Raw genomic sequence first — 22,234 nt, 5'->3', positions numbered from 1 at the left:
ATGTTTCTGCGGCACCCAGCGGGTTGGTGCTCGCAAGGGTAGGCGCAGTCGCTCTTCAGAGTTCGATGGACCCCTTCATCGCGGTAACGCAGGTGCCGGCGATGCTGGTTCTGGCGACAGCGCCACTGTTCTTGCTGACGCTGACCTCGATGATGCTGCGGCGGCCCATCTCGACGCCCTGCTCGATGGTCAGATCGACGTCGACGGTATCCTCGGGCAGAAGCGAAACGAGATAGGCGCCAAGGGCGCCCGAGGCGCTGCCGGTTGCCGGATCCTCGATGACATTGTCGAGGGGGGCAAACATCCGGGCACGCAAGCGCCACGGGTTTTTGCCCGAGCGTGCATAGAGGAACAGGCTGAAGCTGTCTTCGTCCGGTTTGTAGCGCTGATTGGCCGCTTCGAAGGCGGTGACGTTGGGACGGGCCGCCGATAGAGCGGCAACATCCCTCAGTTCGGCAACGGCAAAGGGCAGCCCGACGGACACGCGCACGGGCTTGTGATTACCGGTGACGATCGCCTCGGTTGGGGTCATGGCGCAGGCCGCGATCGTCTCGACATCGATGTCAGGGCCAATGCTCAAGGGGCGGGGCACGACGATGCGTGCGCCCGTCACGGCACCATCGGCCCGCGTCAGGGCGACATCGACGAGGCCGGCACGTTCCTCGAACCGCAGGTGATCGCCGGGCGCGCGGCCGAAGATCTCGCTTTGCCGGCCAAGCACGAAGGCGGTGCCGACATTCGGGTGTCCGGCGAACGGGATCTCCATCGTCGGCGTGAAGATGCGCACCCGCGCGGTGTTGGCGGCGTCCTCGGGCGGCAGCACGAAGGTGACCTCGGAGTAGCCGAACTCTGTCGCGATCGCCTGCATCTGCCGATCGCTCAGGCCGCGTGCGTCGGGAATGACGGCGAGCTGGTTGCCGGCGAAACGGTCCTCGGTGAAGACGTCGACGGTGACGTAGTCGACGGAGTGCACGGGTGAAATGGACGTCATGGGCGATCGCTCCCGCTGGTTTCGGCAGCGATCCCTGCTGCCGGATGGCCTGGAGCGAAAGGCTTAAGACAGGTGTCGGAGCCGGCAAAGACGGCAACTTGTCTTGGTGACAAGTTCAGTGAAGAGCGGTCGATTGGACACGGGCGGAACAGTAAAAAGGGGCCGACAAACGGCCCCTTCTTGGCTAGCTGAACCGGTTGCAGCCGCGCTCAGGCAGCCTTCTCCAGATCCTTCTTCCAGCTGCCCTTTGCAGCCAGGCTGCACATTTCGGCGCGGTGCGAGAAGGCGCGTTGGCCGGCGGCGACGTTCTCCGCCTTGCCGTTCCAGGCCGACAGCGCCTCCTGCTGCAGGGCGCGACCATAGGAGAAGGTGAGCTTCCAGGGCAGGTCGTGAGCCGCGTTCATCGCCGAGAGATGCGCGGTTGCCTCCTCGGTCGTCTGACCGCCGGAGAGGAACGCGATACCGGGCACGGCCGATGGCACCGTGCGTCGCAGCACCCGGACCGTGCGTTCGGCCACTTCGGCGACCGAGGCTTTGCGCGCCTTCTTGCCGTCGATCACCATGCTCGGCTTCAGGATCATGCCTTCGAGCTTCACCCGCATCTCGGCGAGCGCCTCGAAGGTGAGACGCAGCGTCCACTCGGTGACGGCCTCGGAGCGGTCGATCGAATGGTCGCCGGGTGTGCCGTCCATCAGCACCTCGGGCTCGACGATCGGAACGATGCCTGCCTCCTGGCAAAGAGCGGCATAGCGCGCCAGCGCATGGGCGTTGGCCCTGATGGCGCCGGCGCTCGGCAAGGTGTCGGAAATGGCGATCACGCCGCGCCATTTGGCAAAGCGGGCGCCGGCTTCGTGGTATTTCGTCAGGCGCTGTGCGAGCCCATCGAGACCCTCGGTGATCGTCTCTGCCGGAAAATTGGTCATCGGCTTGGCGCCGGCATCGACCTTGATGCCGGGTATGGAGCCGCTGGCGCGGATGATGTCGACCAGCGGCGTATTGTCGGCCGCCTTCTGGAACAGGGTTTCCTCGTAGAGAATGACGCCGGAGATGTACTTGCGCATCGCCTCGTCGGCGCGCACCAGCATCTCACGATAGTCGCGCCGCGAGGTCTCGGTCGATTCAAGGCCGATGCCGTCGAAGCGCTTCTTGATCGTTGCCGTGGACTCGTCGGCGGCAAGCAGGCCGCGACCGTTGGCGACCATGGCAACGGCAATGTCTTCCAGTCTTTCGCTCATGTTTTTCTCCCTAGACGGCGCCGATCGTCAACGGATCGGGCGACCACTGAAACAGTTTCGGGACCGACGGCGCATACGCGGCCGCCACGCCCCAAGCGAGGGCGCGAGTAACTGCGAGAAATTGTCCGGGAAAAAGGCAGGAAAAGCGACTGAAACGATTTAAATTATTTTAATCGGTTGAATTGTTTTTGTTTTTTCTGTGTTTCAGGCGCGCGGAAGGTCCGCGCGCCTGAAGGTTTGGCCTAGTTCTGCTGGCGCAGGATGTCGACGCCCGGCAGGGGTTTGCCTTCCATCCACTCGAGGAAGGCACCGCCGGCCGTCGAGACATAGCTGAAATCGTCGGTGACTTCGGCATGATTGAGGGCGGCAACCGTATCGCCGCCACCGGCGACCGACACCAGCGAGCCCTGGCGCGTGCGGGCAGCCGCATGCTTGGCAACGGCGACCGTCGCCTTGTCGAAGGGGGCGATTTCGAAGGCGCCGAGCGGGCCATTCCAGACCAGCGTCTCGGCCTTCGAGATCCAGTCGTTGACGGCGGCAATCGACTTCGGGCCGACGTCGAGCATCATGGCATCGGCGGGGATGGCATTGATGTCGACCACTTCGTTGTCGGCACCAGCCTTGAATTCGCGGGCAACCACGCCGTCTTCCGGCAGGACTATGGCGCAACCGGCCTCTGCCGCCGCCGCGATGATCGCCTTGGCGGTATCGGCAAGATCATGCTCGCACAGCGACTTGCCGACATTGACGCCCTTTGCGGCGATGAAGGTGTTGGCCATGCCGCCGCCGATGACCAGCGCGTCGACCTTCTTCACCAGGTTCTGCAAGAGATCGATCTTGGTCGAGACCTTGGCGCCGCCGACGATGGCAACGACCGGGCGCTTCGGCTGGCCGAGACCCTTTTCCAGCGCCTCGAGTTCGGCCTGCATGGTGCGGCCGGCATAGGCCGGAAGGTGGTGGGCGAGGCCCTCGGTCGAGGCGTGGGCGCGATGGGCAGCCGAGAAGGCGTCGTTGACGTAGATGTCGCCATTGGCGGCAAGCGCCTTGACGAATTCGGGCTCGTTCTTTTCCTCGCCCTTGTGGAAGCGGGTGTTTTCAAGCAGCAGCACGTCGCCGTCGTTCATTTCGGCAATCGCGTTTGCGGCCTTGTCGCCGATGCAGTCGGCGGCGAAGTGCACGCGCTGATCGAGAATGTCTTCGACTGCAGGTGCAATGGTCTTCAGCGACATCTCGGCGACAGGTTCACCCTTCGGGCGGCCGAAATGCGCCAGCAGAATGACCTTGGCGCCCTTTTCCGACAGTTCGCGGATCGTCGGCGCAACGCGCTCGATGCGGGTCGCGTCGGTGACCACGCCGTCCTTGACCGGCACGTTGAGGTCGACGCGCACGAGCACGCGCTTGCCGGCAATCTCGGTCAGGTCGTCGAGGGTCTTGAAAGTCATCAGATCGTCTCCGGTGATAGTCTTTGGAAAAGGGTGGGGTAGTCGATGACGAGGCCGTCCTCGTCCACGGGCAGGTCCGCCGCAAAGCTGCGGTCCTCGGCCTCGTAGCGGTAGAGCCTGAAGTCTTCGAGGCAGGTATAGTGCTGGCCGTCGACGACAGGCTCGAACGTGTCGAACGGCACATAGAGCATGTTCAGCTTCACGGTGCCGGCCTGGCGATCAAGCGTGAGCCTGCGGATCGGCAGCGTGTTGGTGAAGGGCGTGCCGGCAAGGTCGATATCGATGCAGCCGTCGAATTCGGGCAGTGCCGCGCCGGCGGCCGTCGCCCATCGGCCGGGATGGTCAGAGCGCAGGTGCAGGCTGCGGCCATCGGTCGTGTCGACCATCAGTTTTCGAACCTGCCAGCCGGCGTCGCAATCGATCCGGTAGCGCGCACCATAGGGTGCGCCGCCACGGTTACCGATCAGAACGCCGACGGCGCGGATGACCGCGCCGTCGGCCGTAGCCGTGAGTGTCAGATGTTCGAGCCCTTCCCCTTCCAGCGGACGCCAGCGGACCGTCGTTTGGGAAAGGGCGCGAAACATCCGAGTTAGATGAGCTTGCTGATCGCAACCGCGGTGTCGGACATGCGGTTGGAGAAGCCCCACTCGTTGTCGTACCAGGTCAGGATCGAGACGAACTTGCCTTCCATCACCTTGGTCTGATCCATGTGGAAGACCGAGGAATGCGGGTCGTGGTTGAAGTCGATCGAGACGTTCGGAGCGAGCGTGTAGCCGAGGATGCCCTTGAGCGGGCCGTCAGCGGCTGCCTTGATCGCAGCGTTGATCTCTTCCTTGGTGGTTTCGCGCTTGGCGACGAACTTGAGGTCGACGACCGAGACGTTCGGGGTCGGAACGCGCATGGCGAAACCGTCGAGCTTGCCCGCCAGTTCCGGCAGGACGAGGCCAACGGCCTTGGCGGCACCGGTCGAGGTCGGGATCATCGAGAGCGCAGCAGCGCGGGCGCGGTACAGATCCTTGTGCATCTGGTCGAGCGACGGCTGGTCGTTGGTGTAGGAGTGGATCGTCGTCATCATGCCGTGGTCGATGCCGATGACGTCGTTCAGAACCTTGGCGACCGGTGCAAGGCAGTTGGTCGTGCACGAGGCGTTGGAGATGACGAGGTGATCCTTCGTCAGCTTGTCGTGGTTGACGCCGTAGACGACGGTGAGGTCGGCGCCTTCGGCCGGAGCCGAAACGATGACGCGCTTGGCGCCGGCTTCGAGATGCAGGGCGGCCTTGTCACGGGCGGTGAAGATGCCGGTGCATTCCATCGCGACTTCGACGCCGAGTTCCTTGTGCGGCAGTTCGGCCGGGTTGCGGATCGCCGTCACCTTGATCGGCTTGCCGCCGTTGATGACGATCGCATCGCCCTCGACCTTCACGTCAGCCGGGAAACGGCCGTGGATCGAATCGAAGCGCAGGAGGTGCGCGTTGGTCTCGACCGGACCGAGGTCGTTGATGGCAACGACTTCGATATCCTTGCGGCCGGATTCAACGATGGCGCGCAGCACGTTGCGGCCGATGCGGCCAAAACCGTTAATGGCGACTTTCACTGTCATATCGGGTCTCTCCCTGTCTGAATGCATGGTCGGAAAAAAAGCGGGGCGCGCTTTCGAGCGCGCCCCGCGGCTTGATCAGGACAGCTTGGCTTCCGCAGCGGCGATAACCGCCTCGGGCGTGATGCCGAAGTGCTTGTAGAGTTCCTTGTAGGGACCGGAGGCACCGAAGGACGACATACCGATGAAGGTGCCATCCGAACCGATGAAGTGGTCCCAGCCCTGGCGGATGCCGGCTTCGACGGCGATCTTGACCGGCGAGTTGCCGATGATCGCCTGCTGGTAGTCTTCGCTCTGTTCGGCAAAGAGCTCGAAGCAGGGGACCGAGACGACGCGCGTCGAGATGCCCTTGGCGGTCAGTGCCTGGCAGGCCTTGACGGCGATTTCGATTTCCGAGCCGGTGGCGAAGATCGTCACCTTGGCGTCGCTTGCCGAGATCAGGTCGTAGGCGCCGCGGGCGCAGAGGTTTTCTTCCTCGTACTCGGTGCGCACGGCCATCAGGTTCTGGCGGGTGAGCGCGATGCCGGACGGGCGGTTGTGGCTTTCGAGCGCCAGCTGCCAGCACTCGGCCGTCTCCGTGGCGTCTGCCGGGCGGAACATCAGGAGGTTCGGGATGGCACGCAGCGCGGCCATATGCTCGACCGGCTGGTGGGTCGGGCCGTCTTCGCCAAGGCCGATGGAATCATGCGTCAGCACGTGGATGACGCGGATGCCCATCAGCGCTGCCAGACGGATCGACGGACGGCAGTAGTCCGAGAAGATCAGGAAGCCGCCGGAATAGGGGATGACGCCGCCATGCAGCGCCATGCCGTTCATGGCAGCAGCCATGCCGTGCTCGCGCACGCCCCAGTGGATGTAGCGGCCGGAGAAGTCGTCAGGCGTGATCGACTTGGTCTGGCTGGTCTTGGTGTTGTTCGAGCCGGTGAGGTCGGCCGAGCCGCCGATGGTTTCAGCCAGAACGCCGTTGATGACTTCGAGGGCGTCTTCGGAAGCCTTGCGGGTTGCCGGCGACGGCTTGGTTTCAGCCAGCTTCTTCTTGTAGTCGTCGATGGCCGAGGCCAGACGGCCTTCGAGTTCGCCGGAGAAGCGGCGAACGAACTGCGCCTTCTTCTCGGCGTCGGTCTTGTCGAGGCGCTCTTCCCAGTCCTTGCGGGCCTTGGTCGAACGCAGGCCAGCGAGGCGCCAGGCGTCGAGCACGTCGGACGGAACGACGAAGGCTTCGGCTTCCCAGCCGAGTGCCTTGCGGGTGGCGGCGATTTCTTCGGCGCCGAGCGGCGAGCCGTGGACCTTGTGGGTGCCGGCCTTGTTCGGCGCGCCGAAACCGATCGTCGTCTTGCAGGCGATCATCGTCGGCTTGTCGGACTTCTGCGCCTGCTCGATCGCGGCGGCGATCGCGTCCGGATCATGGCCGTCTACGGCGATGGTGTTCCAGTTGCTGGCGCGGAAGCGGGCATGCTGGTCGGTCGAATCGGCGATCGAGATCGGGCCGTCGATCGAGATGTTGTTGTCGTCCCAGAAGACGATCAGCTTGTTGAGCTTGAGGTGGCCGGCGAGCGAGATCGCTTCCTGGCTGATGCCTTCCATGAGGCAGCCGTCACCGGCGAGCACGTAGGTGTAGTGCTCCATCAGGTCCTTGCCGAACTCGTCGCCCAGCTTGCGCTCGGCAATCGCCATGCCGACGGCGTTGGCGATGCCCTGGCCGAGCGGACCGGTGGTCGTTTCAATGCCGGCGGCGTGGCCATATTCCGGGTGGCCGGCGGTGCGTGCACCGAGCTGGCGGAAATTCTTGATCTCTTCGATGGAGATGTCTTCGTAGCCCGTCAAATAGAGCAGCGAATAGAGCAGCATCGAGCCGTGGCCTGCCGACAGCACGAAGCGGTCGCGGTTCGGCCAGGCGGGGTTCTTGGGGTCGAAGCTGAGGAAGCGCGTGAAGAGGACTGTCGCTATGTCAGCTGCACCCATGGGCAGGCCCGGGTGACCTGAATTTGCCTTCTCGACGGCGTCCATGGAGAGGAAACGGATCGCATTCGCCATCCGGTCGTGTTTTTCGCGAGAGATCATGACTGTTCCGTTTTGAGTTCGGTGGTCAGGGGACGGTCTCTATCCTCCAAAGACCGTGCAAGAAGCGGCAGACACATAGCATCTGCGCCGCGCGAGTCAACAAATACAGGCCTTGCGCGGCCATTGGCAGCAGGGTTTTCAAGGGCTGATATCGCGGCGCAGCAGAGTTTTTGCGCTGCGGCCGGATGAGCCGGCTATGCAAACCATCCACAGCTTCCGTAATGCTTTGCTGCAGTTGGCATTGTTGAGATTTGCGTAATAGGTTTAAAAAGGAGTGAGCCGAAGCGGCGGACGGGATGCTGGCGATTCGGCCTCATGGGCGAGGTATCGAAAAACATGCCGGCAAAGACGGTCAAAGCGGCGATCGACGAACTGAAGAACGCGGTTCAGTCCCTGGAGAACGCGATCGACAGCCGTTTTGACAGGGAACGCGATCTCGGCGAGTTCGAGGGCGAGGTTCGCCGGGTCAATACGGACCGATCGCGGCTGGCGCAGGAACTCGACCAGTCACAGTTCCGGGCCAACCGGCTTGAAGAGGTCAACCGCGAGGTTTCCCGACGCCTCGTGACGGCGATGGAAACCATTCGAGCGGTGCTCGACCGCTGAGGTTTAAGCGACATGGCGCAGGTGACAGTATCGATCGACGGCAAGGCCTATCGCATGGCCTGCGAAGAGGGGCAGGAAGATCATCTGATCGAACTGGCCACGAACTTCGATCAGTATGTCGGTCACCTGAAAACCCAGTTCGGCGAAATCGGCGACCTCAGGCTGACCGTGATGGCCGGCATCATGGTCATGGACGAACTCAGCGAAGTGAACCGCCGGCTGAAGGCGCTCGAAGCGGAGGTGGACGCCCTCAAGCGCGGCCGTGACTCGACACTCACCGACCAGGCGCGTAGCGAGGAACTTTTGGCTTCGGCGCTCTCCGACGTCACCTCGCAGATCCACACCATCGCCGCCAAACTGAACGGCCGGGCACCTTCTTCGACAAACTGAGCTCTTTCGTCGGGCGGGCACTGGCGCGACGATGGGTTCGGCTCTATATGTTGGATGCGGTCTGCGCTTCCCGACAGGAAACACAATCCCCGGGGCCATACTCGATCTCAAGGGAGCTGTCCCTGGCCGGACCCGTGGGTCCGGACATATGGCGCCCACCTACGTTTGTAGGCACCCGGGATCGTAAAATATCCATCGGTTGTGTGGATCGCACCTCTTCCCATTCAGCTCTGTTGATGCGAGCCCGCGGTAAAGGCGCTGCGGATGGCGTCGGCCATTGCGTCGATGGTCTGTGAGCGGCGGCCGGGCCTCGTGCGCAGGACGACGTTGGAAAAGTCGATGACGCCGAAGCCGTCTTCCTCCGTCAGCTCGCGACAGCCTGCCGGAATTGCGCTGCGCGACAGTGGCGCGATGGCAAGGCCGGAGACCACGGCGGCGATCAGGCCGTTGCTGGTGCGGCTGGCATAGGCGACGCGGCTGTCGATCCCGCGGTCCTTCAGGCTCTTCCTGCCAAGCTCGTCGCACCACCCGCCAGAAAGATACGTGTAGGTGGCAATCGGCAGCGGGCGTCGATGATGGGCTTCATGCTGGTCCGACGTCACCCAGACGGTTGGATCGACCATCAGCACTTCGTTGCGTGTCGGGCCGCCCGGTTCGAACACCACGGCGATGTCGATTTCGCCGGCAGCCAGCGCATTGACATTCGACATCGACACGCCCTGCTGCACCGTCACCTCCACGCCGGGATGAACGGCAGCAAAGGCGCCCAGCGCCTTGGGGAGGGTCGAGTTGATGTATTCCTCGGAAATCCCGATCCGGACCGTTCCGTCGAGCGCGGGCAGGCGCATCGATGCGGCGGTGTCGTCGAGCAAGGCGACGATCCGTCGGGCATTGTCGACGAGGCGCAGGCCCTGCGCCGTCGGCACCACGCCGCGCGAGTGGCGCTCGAACAGCGGGTCGCCGAGCATGTCCTCGAGTTTCTTCAGCTGCATGCTGACGGCCGATTGCGTGCGCCCGATGCTGGTGGCGGCGCGCGTCAGGTTGCCGGCGTCGGCGACCGCGAGGAAGGTTCTGAGGAGATCGCTGTCGAGAGGCGTGGACATGGAAGTCACCATCAGAGTTTCTGATGGCAGTCATGCTTGCAATTCGTTTGTCAGATGTCAACGAGGCGAGGACAATCGACGCAACCAATCGACACCAGGGTTGTCCCGATGAGCGTTCTTGCTCTTGCCTTCTTCTCCGACCTCCAGTCCACACTGCGCGCCCGACTGCTGTCGCACGGCCGCTCGCTATTGGCAGCAGCGTCCATGCCGCTGCCAGCGATACCGAACGATAAGCCGCACCTGCTGCGAGATGCCGGATGCGCTCAATTGCCGTTCAAGGATCGCTGGGAGGAGAGGGTGAGCCGGGATGCGGTCTTTCGCTCGCACTGGCTGCTATGAAATGATGTCGAGCCGGGCGGCACGAAAGATCGCCTCTGCAAGGTTGCCGGCCTGAAGCTTGCGCATGGCATCCTGAAGCGCTCGGTCGATACGATCGAGCGGTATATCGGTCTCGCGCATCATGTCCTGACGGGTGCGGCCACGGGCGGCCAGCGTCAGGCAACGCAATTCCAACGGTTCGAGTTCGTTCATCTGGTCCTTCATGGACTTCGGCTTTTCCACTGCTGCCTGCAGGAGCGCGTTCATGCATCGAACGCGGGCATTAGTTCCTGCTAATTATTTGAAATCATGTCTGTATTTGCACGCGTCCCCTCGGATGCGAAAGCAGAACCGTTGGCCATGATGAACGGAACGCTAACTCTGTGCCGTTGCGGGAACATGGCGAGCGACTGTCGCAAACTGTTGCAAAACCGGCCGTGACGTGGTTCGAGCTAGGGGCTGCGACGCGCCATGCCACGGGCGCTGGGCCGGAAATCGATCGGAAAACAGTGTTCTGTTTCATTTTGGGAAAAGAATGTGGCGCCGGTCGAAAGTCGGCCTGCACTCTGTCGGAGGGGAATGATGTCGCCAAAGGATCTGAAAGCCGCCCTGCGCAAGGAGAGGCTGGCGCTGCGCGACGCGATGGCACCGGAGAGCCGCATCGAGGCGAGCCTGACCATGGCCGACCACGCTGGCGAAGTCATTGCGCTCGATCCGGGCCACATCGTTTCCGGTTTCTGGCCGATCCGCTCGGAGGTCGACATTCGTCCGCTGATGTCGCGACTTCGCGATCGCGGTGCGCGGCTCTGCCTGCCCGTCATCATGGACAAGCAGACGATCGTGTTTCGCGAATTGCTGAACGGCGCTCCCGTCATCCAGACCGGTTTCGGAACGACGGGACCTGGACCGGACGCGCCGGAACTCGACCCTGATATCATGCTGGTGCCGTTGTCTGCCTTCGATGCGACCGGCCATCGGATCGGTTACGGCGCCGGTTATTACGACCGCGCAATCGATAGACTGCGCGACAAAGGCCACCTGCCGAAGCTGATCGGGATTGCATTCGACTGCCAGGAAGTGGCATCAGTGCCGGCTGAACCGCACGACGTCGCGCTGGACGCCGTCCTGACGGAAAGCGGGTTTCGGTATTTCTAGAGCGTTTCGGGCAGTCCGGTGATTGCCGGCCATGCTCTATGTCTTTGTTTTACGCAGTTTCGAACGCAAGGCCGCGACGTGGTTTTGGTCGAATTGCTCTGGTGGGATTGAACGGGCATGAGGCTTTTGTTTCTGGGGGATATGGTCGGCAAGACGGGTCGCACGGCGGTCTGGGAGCGCCTTCCGGGATTGGTCAGTGATCTGAAGCTCGATTTCGTCATCGTCAACGGCGAGAACGCCGCCGGCGGCTTCGGGATCACCGAGGATATCTTCCTGGAGACGATCAATGCCGGCGCGGATGTCGTGACCACCGGCAACCATGTCTGGGACCAGAAAGAGGCCGTCGTCTTCTGCGAGCGGCACGACCAGTTCCTGCGGCCGGCCAACTATCCGGCCGGCACGCCCGGTCGCGGCTCGAACCTGTTCTTTGCCCGCAACGGCGCGCGCGTGCTCGTCGCCAATGTCATGGGTCGGGTCTTCATGCATCCCGAACTCGACGATCCCTTCAAGTCGGCAGAGGCGATCCTTGCTGCCTGCCCGCTCGGCGAACAGGCCGACGCCATCGTCTTCGATTTCCACGCGGAAGCGACCAGCGAGAAGCAATGCTTCGGTCATTTCGTCGACGGGCGCGCAAGTCTCGTGGTCGGCACGCACACCCATGTGCCGACCGCCGACCACCAGATCCTCAATGGCGGCACAGCCTATATGAGTGATGCCGGAATGTGCGGTGACTATGATTCCTCGCTCGGAATGGACAAGGAAGAACCGCTCAACCGCTTCATTTCGAAGATGCCGAAGGGCCGCTTCGAGGCGGCGTCCGGTCCGGCAACCATCTGCGGCCTCGGCGTCGAGATTTCCGACCGCACCGGTCTTGCCGAGAAGATCGCACCCTTGCGCCTCGGTCCTCGCCTGACGGAAACGATCCCGGATTTCTGGGCCTGAGACGCAACGAGATTGCCTGTTTCCAGTCAATAGTCCCTCGAGCCCGCGCCTGAGAAAGGCGCGGGATTGCACGCGTATCACCTTCGCGGAATTGATTTTTTTCAAGGTGACAACCCGGCGAAATGATGGCAGGTTAACGCCACGTCAGCGCCGTTTCGGTCGCGGCCGACGTCCGCAAGTCTTCCATATTGAAGTACCATCCGCAGCACAGGATTGCGGGTTTGAAATGTCGCCGCAGGTATTCGGACGACCAATGTCCCATGCCGGGCGTTCTCTATTTTACTGCGATTTGCCCGGATCCGCGTCGATTCGCGCCAGTTGTGCAGCAAGTTTCAAGCGTGACAGCGTCCATCCGCGCCCGATTTGAAGCGCGGCGCTGTCGGTGCATTCGGAGAGCATGCATGTTTTCAAGATGGCATTTGCCGATGATCTTCGGCGTTTCGATTTCCCTTTTCTCGGTGACAGACGCGGCGGCGCAGGATGCGCAGCTTCCCACCGTCACTGCCGCCAAGCCGGTCGTTCGCGATGTGATCGACAGCGACGAGTTCATCGGACGCTTCGAGGCGGTCGACGAGGTTTCCGTGCGTGCCCGGGTCGGCGGCTATCTCGACGAGGTCAACTTCACCGACGGCGCCCTGGTGAAGAAGGGCGACAAGCTCTTCGTCATCGATCAGCGGCCTTATCGCACGGCGCTGTCGCAGGCCGAGGCGACGCTCGAATCCGCGCGCTCGTCGCTTGCCTTTGCCGAGACCCAGTTCAAGCGCACGGAATCGCTCACCGGCACCGGCACGCTTTCCGTCTCCACACTGGACGATCACCGCCGTGAACTGCTTTCGGCACAGGCGAGCGTGCGCGGGGCGGAAGCCGCCGTCGAACGCGCCAGGCTCGATCTCGATTACACGACGATTACGGCGCCGCTCACCGGCCGCGTCGACCGCCGGCTGATTTCGACCGGCAACCTCGTTCAGGCCGATCAGACCGTGCTCACGACGATCGTGTCGCTCGATCCGATCGACTTCTATTTCGACGTCGACGAGCGACGGCTTCTCTCCTATGCGCGGGTTGCCCGCGAGCGCGGCAGCGCGCTCCAGGAGGGTGGCGGTTCGCTCGAGGTCATGGTCACGATCGCCGATGCCAACGAGGCGCCGTTCAAGGGAAAGCTCGATTTCGCGGAAAACCGGCTCGACCAGGCGAGCGGGACCATGCGGGTACGCGCCCGCTTCGACAATCCCAAGTTCGTGCTGCAGCCGGGTCTGTTCGGTCGCGCCGAACTGGAGGGCTCGAACACCTACAAGGCCGTGCTCATTCCCGATGAGGCGATCGGCGCGGACCAGAACGAGCGCATCGTCTACGCGGTGGGCGAAGATGGTACGGTCTCGACCAAGCCGGTGCGGCTCGGGCCGAAGCTGCATGGTTATCGCGTCATCCGCTCCGGCATGACCGGCGACGAAACCATCGTGGTCAACGGCCTGATGCGGGCGCGGCCCGGCACCAAGGTCAAGCCCGAGATCGTCGTGCTGCCTCCCGAAGCACAGGATGCGGGGGCGGCTCAATGAGATTTGCCCATTTTTTCGTAGACCGGCCGATCTTCGCATCGGTGCTTTCGATCGTCCTGTTGATCGTCGGAAGCATCGCCTATTTCCAGCTGCCAGTGGCGCAGTATCCGGAAATCGCGCCGCCGACGATCGTCGTGCGCACCGCCTATCCGGGCGCTGATGCGGAAACCATCGCCAACACGGTGGCGACGCCGCTCGAGCAGGAAATCAACGGCGTCGAGAACATGCTCTACATGTCCTCCTATTCGACCGCCGACGGCTCGATGGCGCTCACCATCACCTTCAAGCTCGGAACGGACCTCGACCAGGCCCAGGTTCTGGTGCAGAACCGTGTCTCTATCGCCGAACCGCGCCTGCCGGAGGACGTGCGGCGCATCGGCATCACCACGGCGAAAAGCTCGCCCGACCTGATGATGGTCGTGCATCTCTTGTCGCCGAACGAGCGCTACGACCAGCTCTACGTGTCGAACTACGCCCGCACCCGCATCCGCGACCTGCTGGTCCGGCTTGACGGCGTCGGCGACGTGATCCTGTTCGGCGAGCGTGAATATGCGCTGCGCGTCTGGCTCGATCCGGAAAAGCTCTCTGCCTATTCGATGACGGCCGGCGACGTGGTTCAGGCGCTGCGCGAGCAGAACGTGCAGGTCTCCGGCGGCTCGATCGGCGCGCCGCCGACGCCCGGCGACAGCGCGTTCCAGTATACGGTCACCACCGACGGGCGGTTCAGCGATGCCCGGCAGTTCCGCTACGTCATCGTCAAGGCGACGGAGAGCGGGCGTCTGGTTCAGCTGCAGGACGTGGCGCGCATCGAGCTCGGTGCCCGCGAATACGTCAACAACAGCTATCTCGACGGCAGCCCGGCGGTGGCGCTCGGCATCTTCTCGCGGCCCGGCACCAACGCGCTCGACGCGGCCGACGCGATCCAGAAGGTGATGACGGACGTCTCGAAGGATTTTCCGGACGGCCTCGAGTACCGGATCGTCTACAATCCGACCGAGTTCATTTCGGAATCGATCAACGAGGTCTACAAGACGATCGGCGAGGCGGCCATTCTGGTGGCGCTCGTGGTTCTCGTCTTCCTGCAATCCTGGCGCACGGCGATCATCCCGATCGTCGCGATCCCGGTGTCGCTGGTCGGCACCTTCGCGCTGCTCTATGCCTTCGGCTTCTCGCTCAACATGCTGACCCTGTTCGGGCTGGTGCTGGCGATCGGTATCGTCGTCGACGACGCGATCGTCGTGGTCGAGAACGTCGAGCGAAACCTGGCGCGCGGCATGAGCCCGCGCGAGGCCGCGCATGTGACGATGGACGAGGTGGGCACGGCGGTGCTGGCGATCTCGCTGGTGCTGATCGCGGTGTTCGTGCCGACGGCCTTCATTCCGGGCATCGCCGGGCAGTTCTATCTGCAGTTCGCCGTCACGATCTCGGTTGCGACCGCGATCTCGGCACTGAACTCGCTGACCCTGTCGCCGGCCCTTGCGGCCATTCTCCTGAAGCCGCATGACGAGCACCATGCCGAACACGGCAATCCGATCACGCGCTTCGGCCGCTCGCTTGCCAATGGGTTCAACACCGGCTTCGACCGGATGGCCGAGGGTTACGGCTGGATCGTGCGCAAGCTGGTCTCGACCCGGCTGGCGCTCGCGGCGGCACTGTTCGTCTTCGTCGGACTGCTCGGAGCCACCTGGTACATGGCACAGATCGTGCCGCGCGGCTTCGTGCCGACGATGGACCAGGGGTACGCCATCGTCGTCATCCAGTTGCCGGACGGAGCCTCGCTCGATCGCACGGACGCTGTCGTCAAGCGCGCCTCGACGATGATCCAGCAGGTGCCGGGCGTGAAAAGCGCCGTCGCCTTTGCCGGCTTCAACGGTGCCACCTTCACCAATGCGTCGAACTCTGGCGTGATCTTCGCATCGTTCAAAAGCTTCGACGAACGGCTGGAACAGGGCCAGAGCGCCAACCAGATCATCGGCCAGCTCTATGGCACGATGCAGAGCATCCAGGAGGCGTTCATCATCGCCGTGCCGCCACCGGCCGTTCCCGGCATCGGCAATTCCGGCGGCTTCAAGATGCAACTCGTCGACCGGCAGAGTGCCGACATGCGCCGTGTGCTCGGGCTTGCCTACCAGATGATGGGGGCTGCCAACCAGACCGAAGGGCTGACGGGCGTCTTCACCACGTTCTCGGCCTCAAGTCCGCAATACTTCCTGGCGATCGACCGCGACAAGGCGCGCACCTTGAACGTGCCGATCCCGAACATCTTCGAGGCGCTGTCGATCAACCTCGGCACGTCCTATGTCAACGACTTCAACGCCTTCGGCCGCGTCTACCAGGTGCGGGCGCAGGCAGACCAGCAATACCGTCTGGAGCGCGACGACATCCTGGCGCTGAAGGTTCGCTCGGCGACTGGCGCCCTGGTGCCGATGGGCACGCTGGTGGAGATCCGCGACACCGCGGGTCCCGCTCTCGTGCAGCGCTACAACATGTATGTCTCGGTGCCGCTGCAGGGCAACCCGGCGCCGGGTGTGTCGACCGGCACCGGCCTCGACAAGATGGAGGCGCTGGCCGGCCAGATCCTGCCGCAGGGCACATCCTTCGAATGGACGGAGCTCGCCTTCCAGGAGCGCCAGACCGGCAACACCGCCGTGCTGATCTTCGGCCTGTCGGTGGTCTTCGTCTTCCTGGCGCTGGCGGCGCAGTATGAAAGCTGGGTGCTGCCGCTCGCGATCATCCTGATCGTGCCGCTCGGGGTGCTCGCAGCCCTCATCGGCGTGTTCATCCGCGGGCTCGACAACAACGTCTTGACCCAGATCGGGCTGATCGTGCTGATCGGGCTTGCGGCGAAGAACGCGATCCTGATCGTCGAGTTCGCCCGCCAAGGCGAGGACGAGGGAAAAACGCCGATCGAGGCGGCGGTCGAGGCGGCTCAATTGCGTCTGCGGCCGATCCTGATGACGGCCTTCGCCTTCATTCTCGGCGTCGTGCCGCTGATGATCGCAACCGGGCCGGGTGCGGAAATGCGCCAGTCGCTCGGAACGGCGGTTTTCTCCGGCATGCTGGGCGTGACCTTCCTCGGCCTGTTCCTGACGCCGGTGTTCTACGTCGCGCTCCGCTCGTTCCGCCGGCGCAAGCCGGTGCCGACAGGTGAGCCGATGGCGACGCCCGCCGAGTGATGCTCAGGCATCGCCGCGCATGACCGAGCGCCCCGGCGGCAACGCCGGGGCGCTTCTGTGTGAACAGGTTGCGTGATCCTGTTCGCAAAGCCGGCACAATGACGCAAACGTGAGCGCTGCCCCACCATTGCCGCTGGACGCGACAGCGCTCTTGAACAATCCTCCTCTCGCCCGTGACGGCGGCGTTCCCGAACGGGAGAGGTGCTGCCGATGATCTCAAACGGCCGCATGACCTGTACCCAAGGCAAGGTGCTTGTGCACAGATCATGCGTGCGAGGTGTGAAAGGTGAAGGATGATGCTCCGCTACCTTGCCTACACTTTTGCCGCCATCTGGCTTCTTCACTTCGTCTGGCCATCGGTCGCGCATGCGCAGGCGGCACCCGCGCAGGTGAGCCAGTGCCAGGCGATCGCCGAGACGTTGCCCAGGGCAACCTTTGCCAGTTTCACACCGGTTGCCGCGACAGGGGGGCAAAACGCGGCTGGCGAGGTGACGATCAGCTATCTCGGCCATTCGACCTTCCTGATCGAGACGCCTGGCGGTGTCTCGATCGCGACCGACTACAACGGCTGGTTCCGACCGGAAGCACCGCCGACGGTGGCTACGATGAACAAGGCGCATTCCAGCCACTACACGCTGACGCCCGATCCGGCGATCGCCAAGGTGCTGCACGGCTGGGGCGAAGATGGCGAGCCGGCGCGCCACGACGTCGTCGTCGGCGACGCCTATATCCGCAACGTCACCACGGATATCCGTTCCGGCGGCACGACGATGGAGCATGACGGCAACTCCATCTTCATCTTCGAGGTGGCGGATCTCTGCATCGGCCATCTCGGCCATCTGCACCACGAGCTCGACGACAGCCATTACCGGCAGATCGGCAGGCTCGACGTCCTGATGGTGCCGGTCGACGGTGGCCTGACGATGGGCGCTGAAAGCATGAGCCGCGTCGTGACGCGGCTGCGTGCGGCGCTGATCCTGCCGATGCACCGGCGCGGACCGCCGATAAATGCCTTCCTCGACATGTTCGGCGACGATTTCGACAAGAGCTTCGCGACGGGGGCAAGCGTCAAAGTGTCGTTGCGTTCCTTGCCAAGCAAACCGTTGATTTATATTCTCCAGGGCGTCTGAACATCGGGATTGCCCCATGAAGTTGTCAGTGCTCGGCGTCGTTGCGTTTGCGTCTCTTTCGATCTTGGCCAGTGCGGGCACAACGCTTGCCGGCGGCGCGCCGCCGCCGCGTCTTCCCCCTCCCGATACGCTGCAGCCGCAACAAACGCCCCAGATCGCGCCGCAGGCGATGGCGACACCTGAGGCCGAGCAGGAGCAGTTCGTGATGCCATCGGGCAACATCGGCTGCGTCTATACGCCCGCGGGCGGCACGGCGACCTATCAGCCCCTCGATGGCGGTCCGGAACTTGCCTGCGATATCATCGCGCCGCGCTACGCCCGGGCGACGCTCGGGCGCTCGGGCGCTGCGACGATCGATCGCGCGGTCGGCGATCCCAGTTGCTGCTCTGCCGGGCCGGTGCTCGAATACGGGGCGACATGGTCGGGTGGGCCATACTCCTGCACGTCGGAGCGAACGGGTCTTTCCTGCCGTCGCGACGACGGTCATGCCTTCGTTCTCAGCCGCGCCAGCATTTCCGCCAACTGAAAAGAACCGGCCCCTGCTGGACGGAAAGCGGCAATAAAACTATAAGGCGCCCCATTCCATTCAAATTCATGCATGCAGAGGGTGCCATGGCTGGCCATTCACAGTTCAAGAACATCATGCACCGCAAGGGCCGTCAGGATGCGGTGCGCTCGAAAATGTTTTCCAAGCTCGCGCGCGAAATCACAGTCGCTGCCAAGACCGGCATGCCCGATCCGTCGATGAACGCGCGCCTGCGCCTGGCGATCCAGAATGCCAAGGCGCAGTCGATGCCGAAGGACAACATCGAGCGCGCGATCAAGAAGGCCTCTGGCGGCGATTCCGAGAACTACGAAGAAGTGCGCTACGAGGGCTACGGCCCGGGCGGCGTCGCCGTCATCGTCGAGGCGCTGACCGATAACCGCAACCGCACGGCCTCCAACGTCCGCTCGACCTTCACCAAGGCCGGCGGCGCGCTCGGCGAAACCGGCTCGGTGTCCTTCTCGTTCGACCGCGTCGGCGAGATCACCTACAAGCTTTCGGTCGGCTCCGCCGACAAGGTCATGGATGCGGCCATCGAAGCCGGTGCCGATGACGTGACCACCGATGAGGAGGGCCACACGATCATCTGCGGTTTCGAAGCGATCGGCGAAGTCTCCAAGGCGCTCGAAGACACGCTCGGCGAAGCCGAAACCGTCAAGGCGATCTGGAAGGCCCAGAACACTGTTCCGGTCGACGAGGAAAAGGCGCAGTCGCTGATGAAGCTCATCGACATTCTCGAAGACGACGACGACGTCCAGAACGTCTACTCGAATTTCGAAGTGTCCGACGAAGTCCTGGCGAAGCTTTCGGCCTGATCCGGATCTTTCCGTTTTGCAGGTATTGATCTACCCGTGTCCGTGAGGGCACGGGTTTTTCTTTGGGTATCTCCGATAGGGCGCCGCCGATGACATACGAGTTCGCGATCTTCGACTTCGACGGCACGCTTGCCGACACGGCGGAGTGGTTCATGGCGGCCAGCAACGTCGCCGCCGCGCGCTTTGGATTTCGCCAGCTGTCCGTCGAGGAGTTCAAGGGGCTGCGCGCCATGGGCAGTCGCGAGATCATCGCCCACCTGGGCGTGCCGATGTGGAAGCTGCCGCGGATCGCGACGTTCATGCGCCAGGAGATGGCTGGCCGGGCAGATGCGATCCGGCTTTTCCCCGGCGTGCCGGAGATGCTGGCCGAGCTGAAGTCGGCGGGCATCGGCATCGCGGTCGTCAGTTCGAATGGTGAGGCGGCCATTCGCAAGGCGTTGGGCGAGACCGCAGCCGCGATCGATGTGTTCGAATGCGGCGCCACGCTCTTCGGCAAGGCGCAGCATTTCAAGAAGGTGGTCAAGTTCGCCGGCATCGATCCGTCACGCATGCTTGCGATCGGCGACGAGGCGCGCGACATCGAGGCCGCCCGCACGGCGCGGATCGCCGCCGGTGCCGTCGGCTGGGGCTACGCCGACCCGACGTTCCTGAAAACGCTCGGGCCGGATCGCTTCTTCGATCGCATGGACGAGATCATGCCGGCCTTTCGCGCCGGCAAGGGCTAGCCGGCTACGCCGCCTTTGACAGCTGCTGCTGTGCCTCGGCAAAGAGCCGCAGCGACTTGAGCCGTGCGTCCATGTCGAAGATCGGCATGGAGATGATCAGTTCGTCGGCTTTCGTCTGCTCGAGGAACGTCCCGATCTTGCGGCGGATCGTTTCCGGTCCACCGACGATGGCATAGGACATCGCGTGGTCGACGAAGATCTTTTCATCCGAACTCCACAGGCCATCCATCGATGCGACGGGCGCGGGGAAACGGCCGCGGGCGTTGCGGCGCAGCGCGACGAAGGATTGCTGCATGGAGGTGAAGAGATAGTTCGCTTCTTCGTCGGTTTCAGCTGCCACACCCATGACGCCGACCATCACATGCGGCTTGGCCAGCGTCTCCGACGGCGTGAAGCGTTCACGATAGATTTCGAGCGCTGACAGCAGCATGTCCGGGGCGAAATGCGAGGCGAACGCGAAGGGCAGGCCGAGCATGCCGGCAAGGTGGGCGCTATAGTGGCTGGAGCCCAGCAACCAGATCGGCACGTTGGTATCGGCGCCTGGCACCGCGATGATCGCCTGATTGTCGGCTGCTGGCCCGAGCAGCGCCTGCAGCTCGACCACGTCGTTGGGAAAGTTGTTGGCGCTCGCCTCCATGTTGCGCCGGAGCGCCTGGGCGGTGCGCATGTCGGTGCCGGGCGCGCGCCCGAGGCCGAGATCGATACGGCCGGGATAGAGCGCGGCGAGCGTGCCGAACTGCTCGGCGATCACCAGCGGCGAATGGTTCGGCAGCATGATGCCGCCGGAGCCGACGCGGATCGTCTTCGTGCCGGCGGCCACATGGGAGATGACGATCGAGGTCGCGGCACTGGCGATGCCCTTCATGCCGTGATGCTCGGCGAGCCAGAAGCGCTTGTAGCCGTTTTCTTCGGCCGCCTGCGCCAGGAGCCTGGAGTTTTCCAGCGACTGGGCGACACTGCCGCCTTCGGTGATCGGGGAGAGATCGAGGACGGAGAACGACGCCATGAGCAAGGCCTTTGTTGAGCGAAATTGATTGACGACCTATGTAAGGTCAAAATTCCTCAATCCAAGGGCGGCGGGTACGTTTTCCGGCAGCGACGGCCGCGCCATGTGGATGTTTTTGTTTTGTTCACTTTTTGCTGGCAGCGTCCCGACACGCAGCATAGGGTGAAATTCATGCAGACCACGATTCGCATCATCGGCATCGATCCGGGCCTTCGCCGTACCGGCTGGGGCATCATCGAGACGCTCGGCAATTCGCTGCGGTTCGTAGCCTCAGGCACCGTGACCTCGGACGGAGACATGGATCTCGCTTCGCGGCTCTGCCAGCTGCATGACGGTCTTGCCGAAGTGGTGCATAGCTACCAGCCGCACGAGGCGGCCGTGGAGCAGACCTTCGTCAACAAGGACGCGACGGCGACGCTGAAACTCGGCCAGGCGCGCGGCATCGCCATGCTGGTGCCGGCACGCGCCGGATTGCGGGTTGCCGAATACGCGCCGAACGCCGTCAAGAAGGCCGTCATCGGCGTCGGTCACGGCGAAAAGCAGCAGATCCACATGATGCTGAAGGTGCTGATGCCGAAGGCCGAGTTCAAGGGCAACGACGCGGCCGACGCGCTGGCGATCGCCATCTGCCATGCGCACAACCGCCTGTCGGTGACGAGCCGGCTCGCGGCGCTGATGGGGTAGTTGCGCTTCCACCGTTAATTTCCGATGGTCGGTTTGACCGTCCCGCAATCCATCCACGAGAGACGACGCCACATGATCGGCAAATTGAAGGGTACCATCGACGAAATCGGCGAGGATCACGTCGTTCTCGACGTGCATGGCGTCGGCTATGTCGCCCATTGTTCGGCGCGGACACTGTCGAAGCTCGGCTCGGCGGGGGAGGCGGCGGTGCTGTTCATCGAGACCTATGTGCGCGAGGACCAGCTGAAGCTGTTCGGCTTCCTGACGGCGCTGGAGCGCGAGTGGTTCCGCCTGCTGCAGAGCGTGCAGGGGGTTGGCTCCAAAGTGGCGCTTGCGCTTCTGTCGACACTGACACCGGGCGAACTTGCAAACGCCATCGCGCTGCAGGACAAGACCTCCGTGTCGCGCGCGCCGGGCGTCGGCCCGAAGGTGGCCGTGCGCATCGTCACCGAACTGAAGAACAAGGCGCCGGCCTTTGCCGGCGAGATGTCGGGTACGATCGGCCTCAAGCAGGGACTGGGCGAGGGCGTTGCCTCGGCACCGGTTTCCGATGCCGTGTCGGCGCTGACCAATCTCGGCTACTCGCGCGACCAGGCGGCAAATGCGGTGGCCGCGGCGCTGAAGAACGCCGGCGAGGATGCCGACAGTGCCAAGCTGATCCGGCTCGGTCTCAAGGAATTGGCGCGATGACCGCTTGCCTTGTCGGGCCGGCCGATGCAAAACGGCCATATTCTTTGACACCATGTGCACGAATGCCC

At 63.4% G+C, this 22,234-nt stretch carries 22 protein-coding genes and 1 other RNA gene; 14 read left to right on the top strand and 9 right to left on the bottom strand.

The features are described 5' to 3' along the window. Nucleotides 1-55: 55 nt before the first annotated feature. From RTP54_RS26690 to tkt, 6 genes are all read right to left on the bottom strand, one after another. Entirely contained in the window at nt 56-973 is a 918-nt protein-coding gene (locus tag RTP54_RS26690; protein ID WP_312366919.1) for a PhzF family phenazine biosynthesis protein, read from the bottom strand. A 227-nt stretch (nt 974-1,200) separates the two neighbouring features. Beyond that, the gene (locus tag RTP54_RS26685) at nt 1,201-2,226 is read right to left on the bottom strand and encodes a class I fructose-bisphosphate aldolase (RefSeq protein WP_312366739.1); all 1,026 of its coding nucleotides are present in this window, start codon (nt 2,224-2,226) and stop codon (nt 1,201-1,203) included. Nucleotides 2,227-2,468: 242 nt separating this feature from the next. Further along, nucleotides 2,469-3,668: a phosphoglycerate kinase gene (locus tag RTP54_RS26680; protein ID WP_112807407.1), complete on the bottom strand. Its 1,200-nt coding sequence runs from the start codon at nt 3,666-3,668 to the stop codon at nt 2,469-2,471. After that, nucleotides 3,668-4,252, bottom strand: a complete 585-nt coding sequence (locus RTP54_RS26675; RefSeq protein ID WP_112807405.1) for a putative glycolipid-binding domain-containing protein — start codon at nt 4,250-4,252, stop codon at nt 3,668-3,670. The genes RTP54_RS26680 and RTP54_RS26675 overlap by 1 nt, the downstream gene beginning before the upstream one ends. A 5-nt stretch (nt 4,253-4,257) precedes the next feature. Beyond that, nucleotides 4,258-5,268, bottom strand: coding sequence for a type I glyceraldehyde-3-phosphate dehydrogenase (gene gap, locus RTP54_RS26670; protein WP_312366736.1), 1,011 nt, complete (start codon nt 5,266-5,268; stop codon nt 4,258-4,260). A gap of 75 nt (nt 5,269-5,343) precedes the next feature. Further along, nucleotides 5,344-7,326: a transketolase gene (gene tkt / locus RTP54_RS26665; protein WP_112817068.1), complete on the bottom strand. Its 1,983-nt coding sequence runs from the start codon at nt 7,324-7,326 to the stop codon at nt 5,344-5,346. 336 nt (nt 7,327-7,662) lie between these two features. Here tkt and RTP54_RS26660 point away from each other — a divergent pair, with 336 nt between their 5' ends. The 3 genes from RTP54_RS26660 to ssrS all read left to right on the top strand — a co-directional run bounded on the left by RTP54_RS26660 (nt 7,663) and on the right by ssrS (nt 8,536). Further along, on the top strand, nt 7,663-7,932 hold the full coding sequence (locus tag RTP54_RS26660; protein WP_053249644.1) for a DUF4164 domain-containing protein: 270 nt from the start codon (nt 7,663-7,665) through the stop codon (nt 7,930-7,932). A gap of 12 nt (nt 7,933-7,944) precedes the next feature. Further along, nucleotides 7,945-8,322, top strand: a complete 378-nt coding sequence (locus tag RTP54_RS26655; protein WP_112817067.1) for a cell division protein ZapA — start codon at nt 7,945-7,947, stop codon at nt 8,320-8,322. 55 nt (nt 8,323-8,377) lie between these two features. Beyond that, a non-coding RNA gene (gene ssrS / locus RTP54_RS26650) (6S RNA) lies at nt 8,378-8,536 on the top strand. A 10-nt stretch (nt 8,537-8,546) separates the two neighbouring features. Here the strand turns inward: ssrS and RTP54_RS26645 are convergent. Next, complete coding sequence (locus RTP54_RS26645) at nt 8,547-9,425, bottom strand: LysR family transcriptional regulator (protein ID WP_409517218.1); 879 nt, start codon at nt 9,423-9,425, stop codon at nt 8,547-8,549. Between the two features lie 108 nt (nt 9,426-9,533). Here RTP54_RS26645 and RTP54_RS26640 point away from each other — a divergent pair, with 108 nt between their 5' ends. Next, complete coding sequence (locus tag RTP54_RS26640) at nt 9,534-9,764, top strand: hypothetical protein (protein WP_312366731.1); 231 nt, start codon at nt 9,534-9,536, stop codon at nt 9,762-9,764. Here RTP54_RS26640 and RTP54_RS26635 read toward each other — a convergent pair. Continuing rightward, complete coding sequence (locus tag RTP54_RS26635) at nt 9,759-10,010, bottom strand: transcriptional regulator (RefSeq protein WP_312366729.1); 252 nt, start codon at nt 10,008-10,010, stop codon at nt 9,759-9,761. The two genes, RTP54_RS26640 and RTP54_RS26635, sit on opposite strands and share 6 nt — an antisense overlap. 315 nt (nt 10,011-10,325) lie before the next feature. Between RTP54_RS26635 and RTP54_RS26630 the strand changes: the two genes are divergently transcribed. The 8 genes from RTP54_RS26630 (at nt 10,326) to RTP54_RS26595 (ending at nt 19,786) form a co-directional block, all read left to right on the top strand. Continuing rightward, nucleotides 10,326-10,898, top strand: coding sequence for a 5-formyltetrahydrofolate cyclo-ligase (locus RTP54_RS26630; RefSeq protein WP_112807660.1), 573 nt, complete (start codon nt 10,326-10,328; stop codon nt 10,896-10,898). Nucleotides 10,899-11,015: 117 nt separating this feature from the next. Beyond that, nucleotides 11,016-11,840, top strand: a complete 825-nt coding sequence (locus RTP54_RS26625) for a TIGR00282 family metallophosphoesterase (protein ID WP_077500688.1) — start codon at nt 11,016-11,018, stop codon at nt 11,838-11,840. A 401-nt stretch (nt 11,841-12,241) separates the two neighbouring features. Then, nucleotides 12,242-13,396 carry an efflux RND transporter periplasmic adaptor subunit gene (locus RTP54_RS26620; RefSeq protein WP_112807391.1) on the top strand — a complete coding sequence of 385 codons (1,155 nt, stop codon included), beginning with the start codon at nt 12,242-12,244 and terminating at the stop codon, nt 13,394-13,396. Next, the gene (locus RTP54_RS26615; RefSeq protein WP_312366723.1) at nt 13,393-16,572 is read left to right on the top strand and encodes a multidrug efflux RND transporter permease subunit; all 3,180 of its coding nucleotides are present in this window, start codon (nt 13,393-13,395) and stop codon (nt 16,570-16,572) included. Before RTP54_RS26620 ends, RTP54_RS26615 begins: the two co-directional genes overlap by 4 nt. 293 nt (nt 16,573-16,865) lie before the next feature. Continuing rightward, nucleotides 16,866-17,702: an MBL fold metallo-hydrolase gene (locus tag RTP54_RS26610; RefSeq protein ID WP_312366721.1), complete on the top strand. Its 837-nt coding sequence runs from the start codon at nt 16,866-16,868 to the stop codon at nt 17,700-17,702. 16 nt (nt 17,703-17,718) lie between these two features. Beyond that, nucleotides 17,719-18,228 carry a DUF6636 domain-containing protein gene (locus RTP54_RS26605; RefSeq protein ID WP_162704332.1) on the top strand — a complete coding sequence of 170 codons (510 nt, stop codon included), beginning with the start codon at nt 17,719-17,721 and terminating at the stop codon, nt 18,226-18,228. A gap of 86 nt (nt 18,229-18,314) precedes the next feature. Continuing rightward, nucleotides 18,315-19,061: a YebC/PmpR family DNA-binding transcriptional regulator gene (locus RTP54_RS26600; protein ID WP_112807658.1), complete on the top strand. Its 747-nt coding sequence runs from the start codon at nt 18,315-18,317 to the stop codon at nt 19,059-19,061. 89 nt (nt 19,062-19,150) lie between these two features. Further along, the gene (locus RTP54_RS26595) at nt 19,151-19,786 is read left to right on the top strand and encodes an HAD hydrolase-like protein (protein WP_312366716.1); all 636 of its coding nucleotides are present in this window, start codon (nt 19,151-19,153) and stop codon (nt 19,784-19,786) included. Nucleotides 19,787-19,790: 4 nt separating this feature from the next. On the opposite strand, the gene RTP54_RS26590 is transcribed toward RTP54_RS26595, so the two are convergent. Further along, nucleotides 19,791-20,792, bottom strand: coding sequence for an LLM class flavin-dependent oxidoreductase (locus tag RTP54_RS26590; protein ID WP_112807381.1), 1,002 nt, complete (start codon nt 20,790-20,792; stop codon nt 19,791-19,793). A 171-nt stretch (nt 20,793-20,963) separates the two neighbouring features. Here RTP54_RS26590 and ruvC point away from each other — a divergent pair, with 171 nt between their 5' ends. Both ruvC and ruvA read left to right on the top strand, forming a co-directional pair. Beyond that, nucleotides 20,964-21,476 carry a crossover junction endodeoxyribonuclease RuvC gene (gene ruvC, locus RTP54_RS26585; RefSeq protein WP_053249697.1) on the top strand — a complete coding sequence of 171 codons (513 nt, stop codon included), beginning with the start codon at nt 20,964-20,966 and terminating at the stop codon, nt 21,474-21,476. A gap of 72 nt (nt 21,477-21,548) precedes the next feature. Continuing rightward, nucleotides 21,549-22,166, top strand: coding sequence for a Holliday junction branch migration protein RuvA (ruvA, locus tag RTP54_RS26580; RefSeq protein ID WP_312366708.1), 618 nt, complete (start codon nt 21,549-21,551; stop codon nt 22,164-22,166). Nucleotides 22,167-22,234: the final 68 nt, after the last annotated feature.

Source organism: Ensifer sp., assembly GCF_031989085.1.
GTDB lineage: Bacteria > Pseudomonadota > Alphaproteobacteria > Rhizobiales > Rhizobiaceae > Ensifer.
The sequence above is the reverse complement of the archived record's forward strand: the minus strand, read 5'-3'. Positions and strand labels throughout refer to the sequence as shown.

Excerpts from the sequence above, each read along its gene's own strand:
- RTP54_RS26625 (WP_077500688.1), top strand. The coding sequence starts at position 11,016 with ATGAGGCTTTTGTTTCTGGGGGATATGGTCGGCAAGACGGGTCGCACG.
- gap (WP_312366736.1), bottom strand. The coding sequence starts at position 5,268 with ATGACAGTGAAAGTCGCCATTAACGGTTTTGGCCGCATCGGCCGCAAC.
- RTP54_RS26675 (WP_112807405.1), bottom strand. The coding sequence starts at position 4,252 with ATGTTTCGCGCCCTTTCCCAAACGACGGTCCGCTGGCGTCCGCTGGAA.
- RTP54_RS26610 (WP_312366721.1), top strand. The coding sequence starts at position 16,866 with ATGATGCTCCGCTACCTTGCCTACACTTTTGCCGCCATCTGGCTTCTT.
- RTP54_RS26655 (WP_112817067.1), top strand. The coding sequence starts at position 7,945 with ATGGCGCAGGTGACAGTATCGATCGACGGCAAGGCCTATCGCATGGCC.
- RTP54_RS26630 (WP_112807660.1), top strand. The coding sequence starts at position 10,326 with ATGTCGCCAAAGGATCTGAAAGCCGCCCTGCGCAAGGAGAGGCTGGCG.
- ruvA (WP_312366708.1), top strand. The coding sequence starts at position 21,549 with ATGATCGGCAAATTGAAGGGTACCATCGACGAAATCGGCGAGGATCAC.
- RTP54_RS26635 (WP_312366729.1), bottom strand. The coding sequence starts at position 10,010 with ATGAACGCGCTCCTGCAGGCAGCAGTGGAAAAGCCGAAGTCCATGAAG.
- RTP54_RS26595 (WP_312366716.1), top strand. The coding sequence starts at position 19,151 with ATGACATACGAGTTCGCGATCTTCGACTTCGACGGCACGCTTGCCGAC.
- RTP54_RS26590 (WP_112807381.1), bottom strand. The coding sequence starts at position 20,792 with ATGGCGTCGTTCTCCGTCCTCGATCTCTCCCCGATCACCGAAGGCGGC.
- RTP54_RS26685 (WP_312366739.1), bottom strand. The coding sequence starts at position 2,226 with ATGAGCGAAAGACTGGAAGACATTGCCGTTGCCATGGTCGCCAACGGT.
- RTP54_RS26645 (WP_409517218.1), bottom strand. The coding sequence starts at position 9,425 with ATGTCCACGCCTCTCGACAGCGATCTCCTCAGAACCTTCCTCGCGGTC.
- tkt (WP_112817068.1), bottom strand. The coding sequence starts at position 7,326 with ATGATCTCTCGCGAAAAACACGACCGGATGGCGAATGCGATCCGTTTC.
- RTP54_RS26640 (WP_312366731.1), top strand. The coding sequence starts at position 9,534 with ATGAGCGTTCTTGCTCTTGCCTTCTTCTCCGACCTCCAGTCCACACTG.
- RTP54_RS26615 (WP_312366723.1), top strand. The coding sequence starts at position 13,393 with ATGAGATTTGCCCATTTTTTCGTAGACCGGCCGATCTTCGCATCGGTG.
- RTP54_RS26620 (WP_112807391.1), top strand. The coding sequence starts at position 12,242 with ATGTTTTCAAGATGGCATTTGCCGATGATCTTCGGCGTTTCGATTTCC.
- ruvC (WP_053249697.1), top strand. The coding sequence starts at position 20,964 with ATGCAGACCACGATTCGCATCATCGGCATCGATCCGGGCCTTCGCCGT.
- RTP54_RS26600 (WP_112807658.1), top strand. The coding sequence starts at position 18,315 with ATGGCTGGCCATTCACAGTTCAAGAACATCATGCACCGCAAGGGCCGT.
- RTP54_RS26605 (WP_162704332.1), top strand. The coding sequence starts at position 17,719 with ATGAAGTTGTCAGTGCTCGGCGTCGTTGCGTTTGCGTCTCTTTCGATC.
- RTP54_RS26660 (WP_053249644.1), top strand. The coding sequence starts at position 7,663 with ATGCCGGCAAAGACGGTCAAAGCGGCGATCGACGAACTGAAGAACGCG.
- RTP54_RS26680 (WP_112807407.1), bottom strand. The coding sequence starts at position 3,668 with ATGACTTTCAAGACCCTCGACGACCTGACCGAGATTGCCGGCAAGCGC.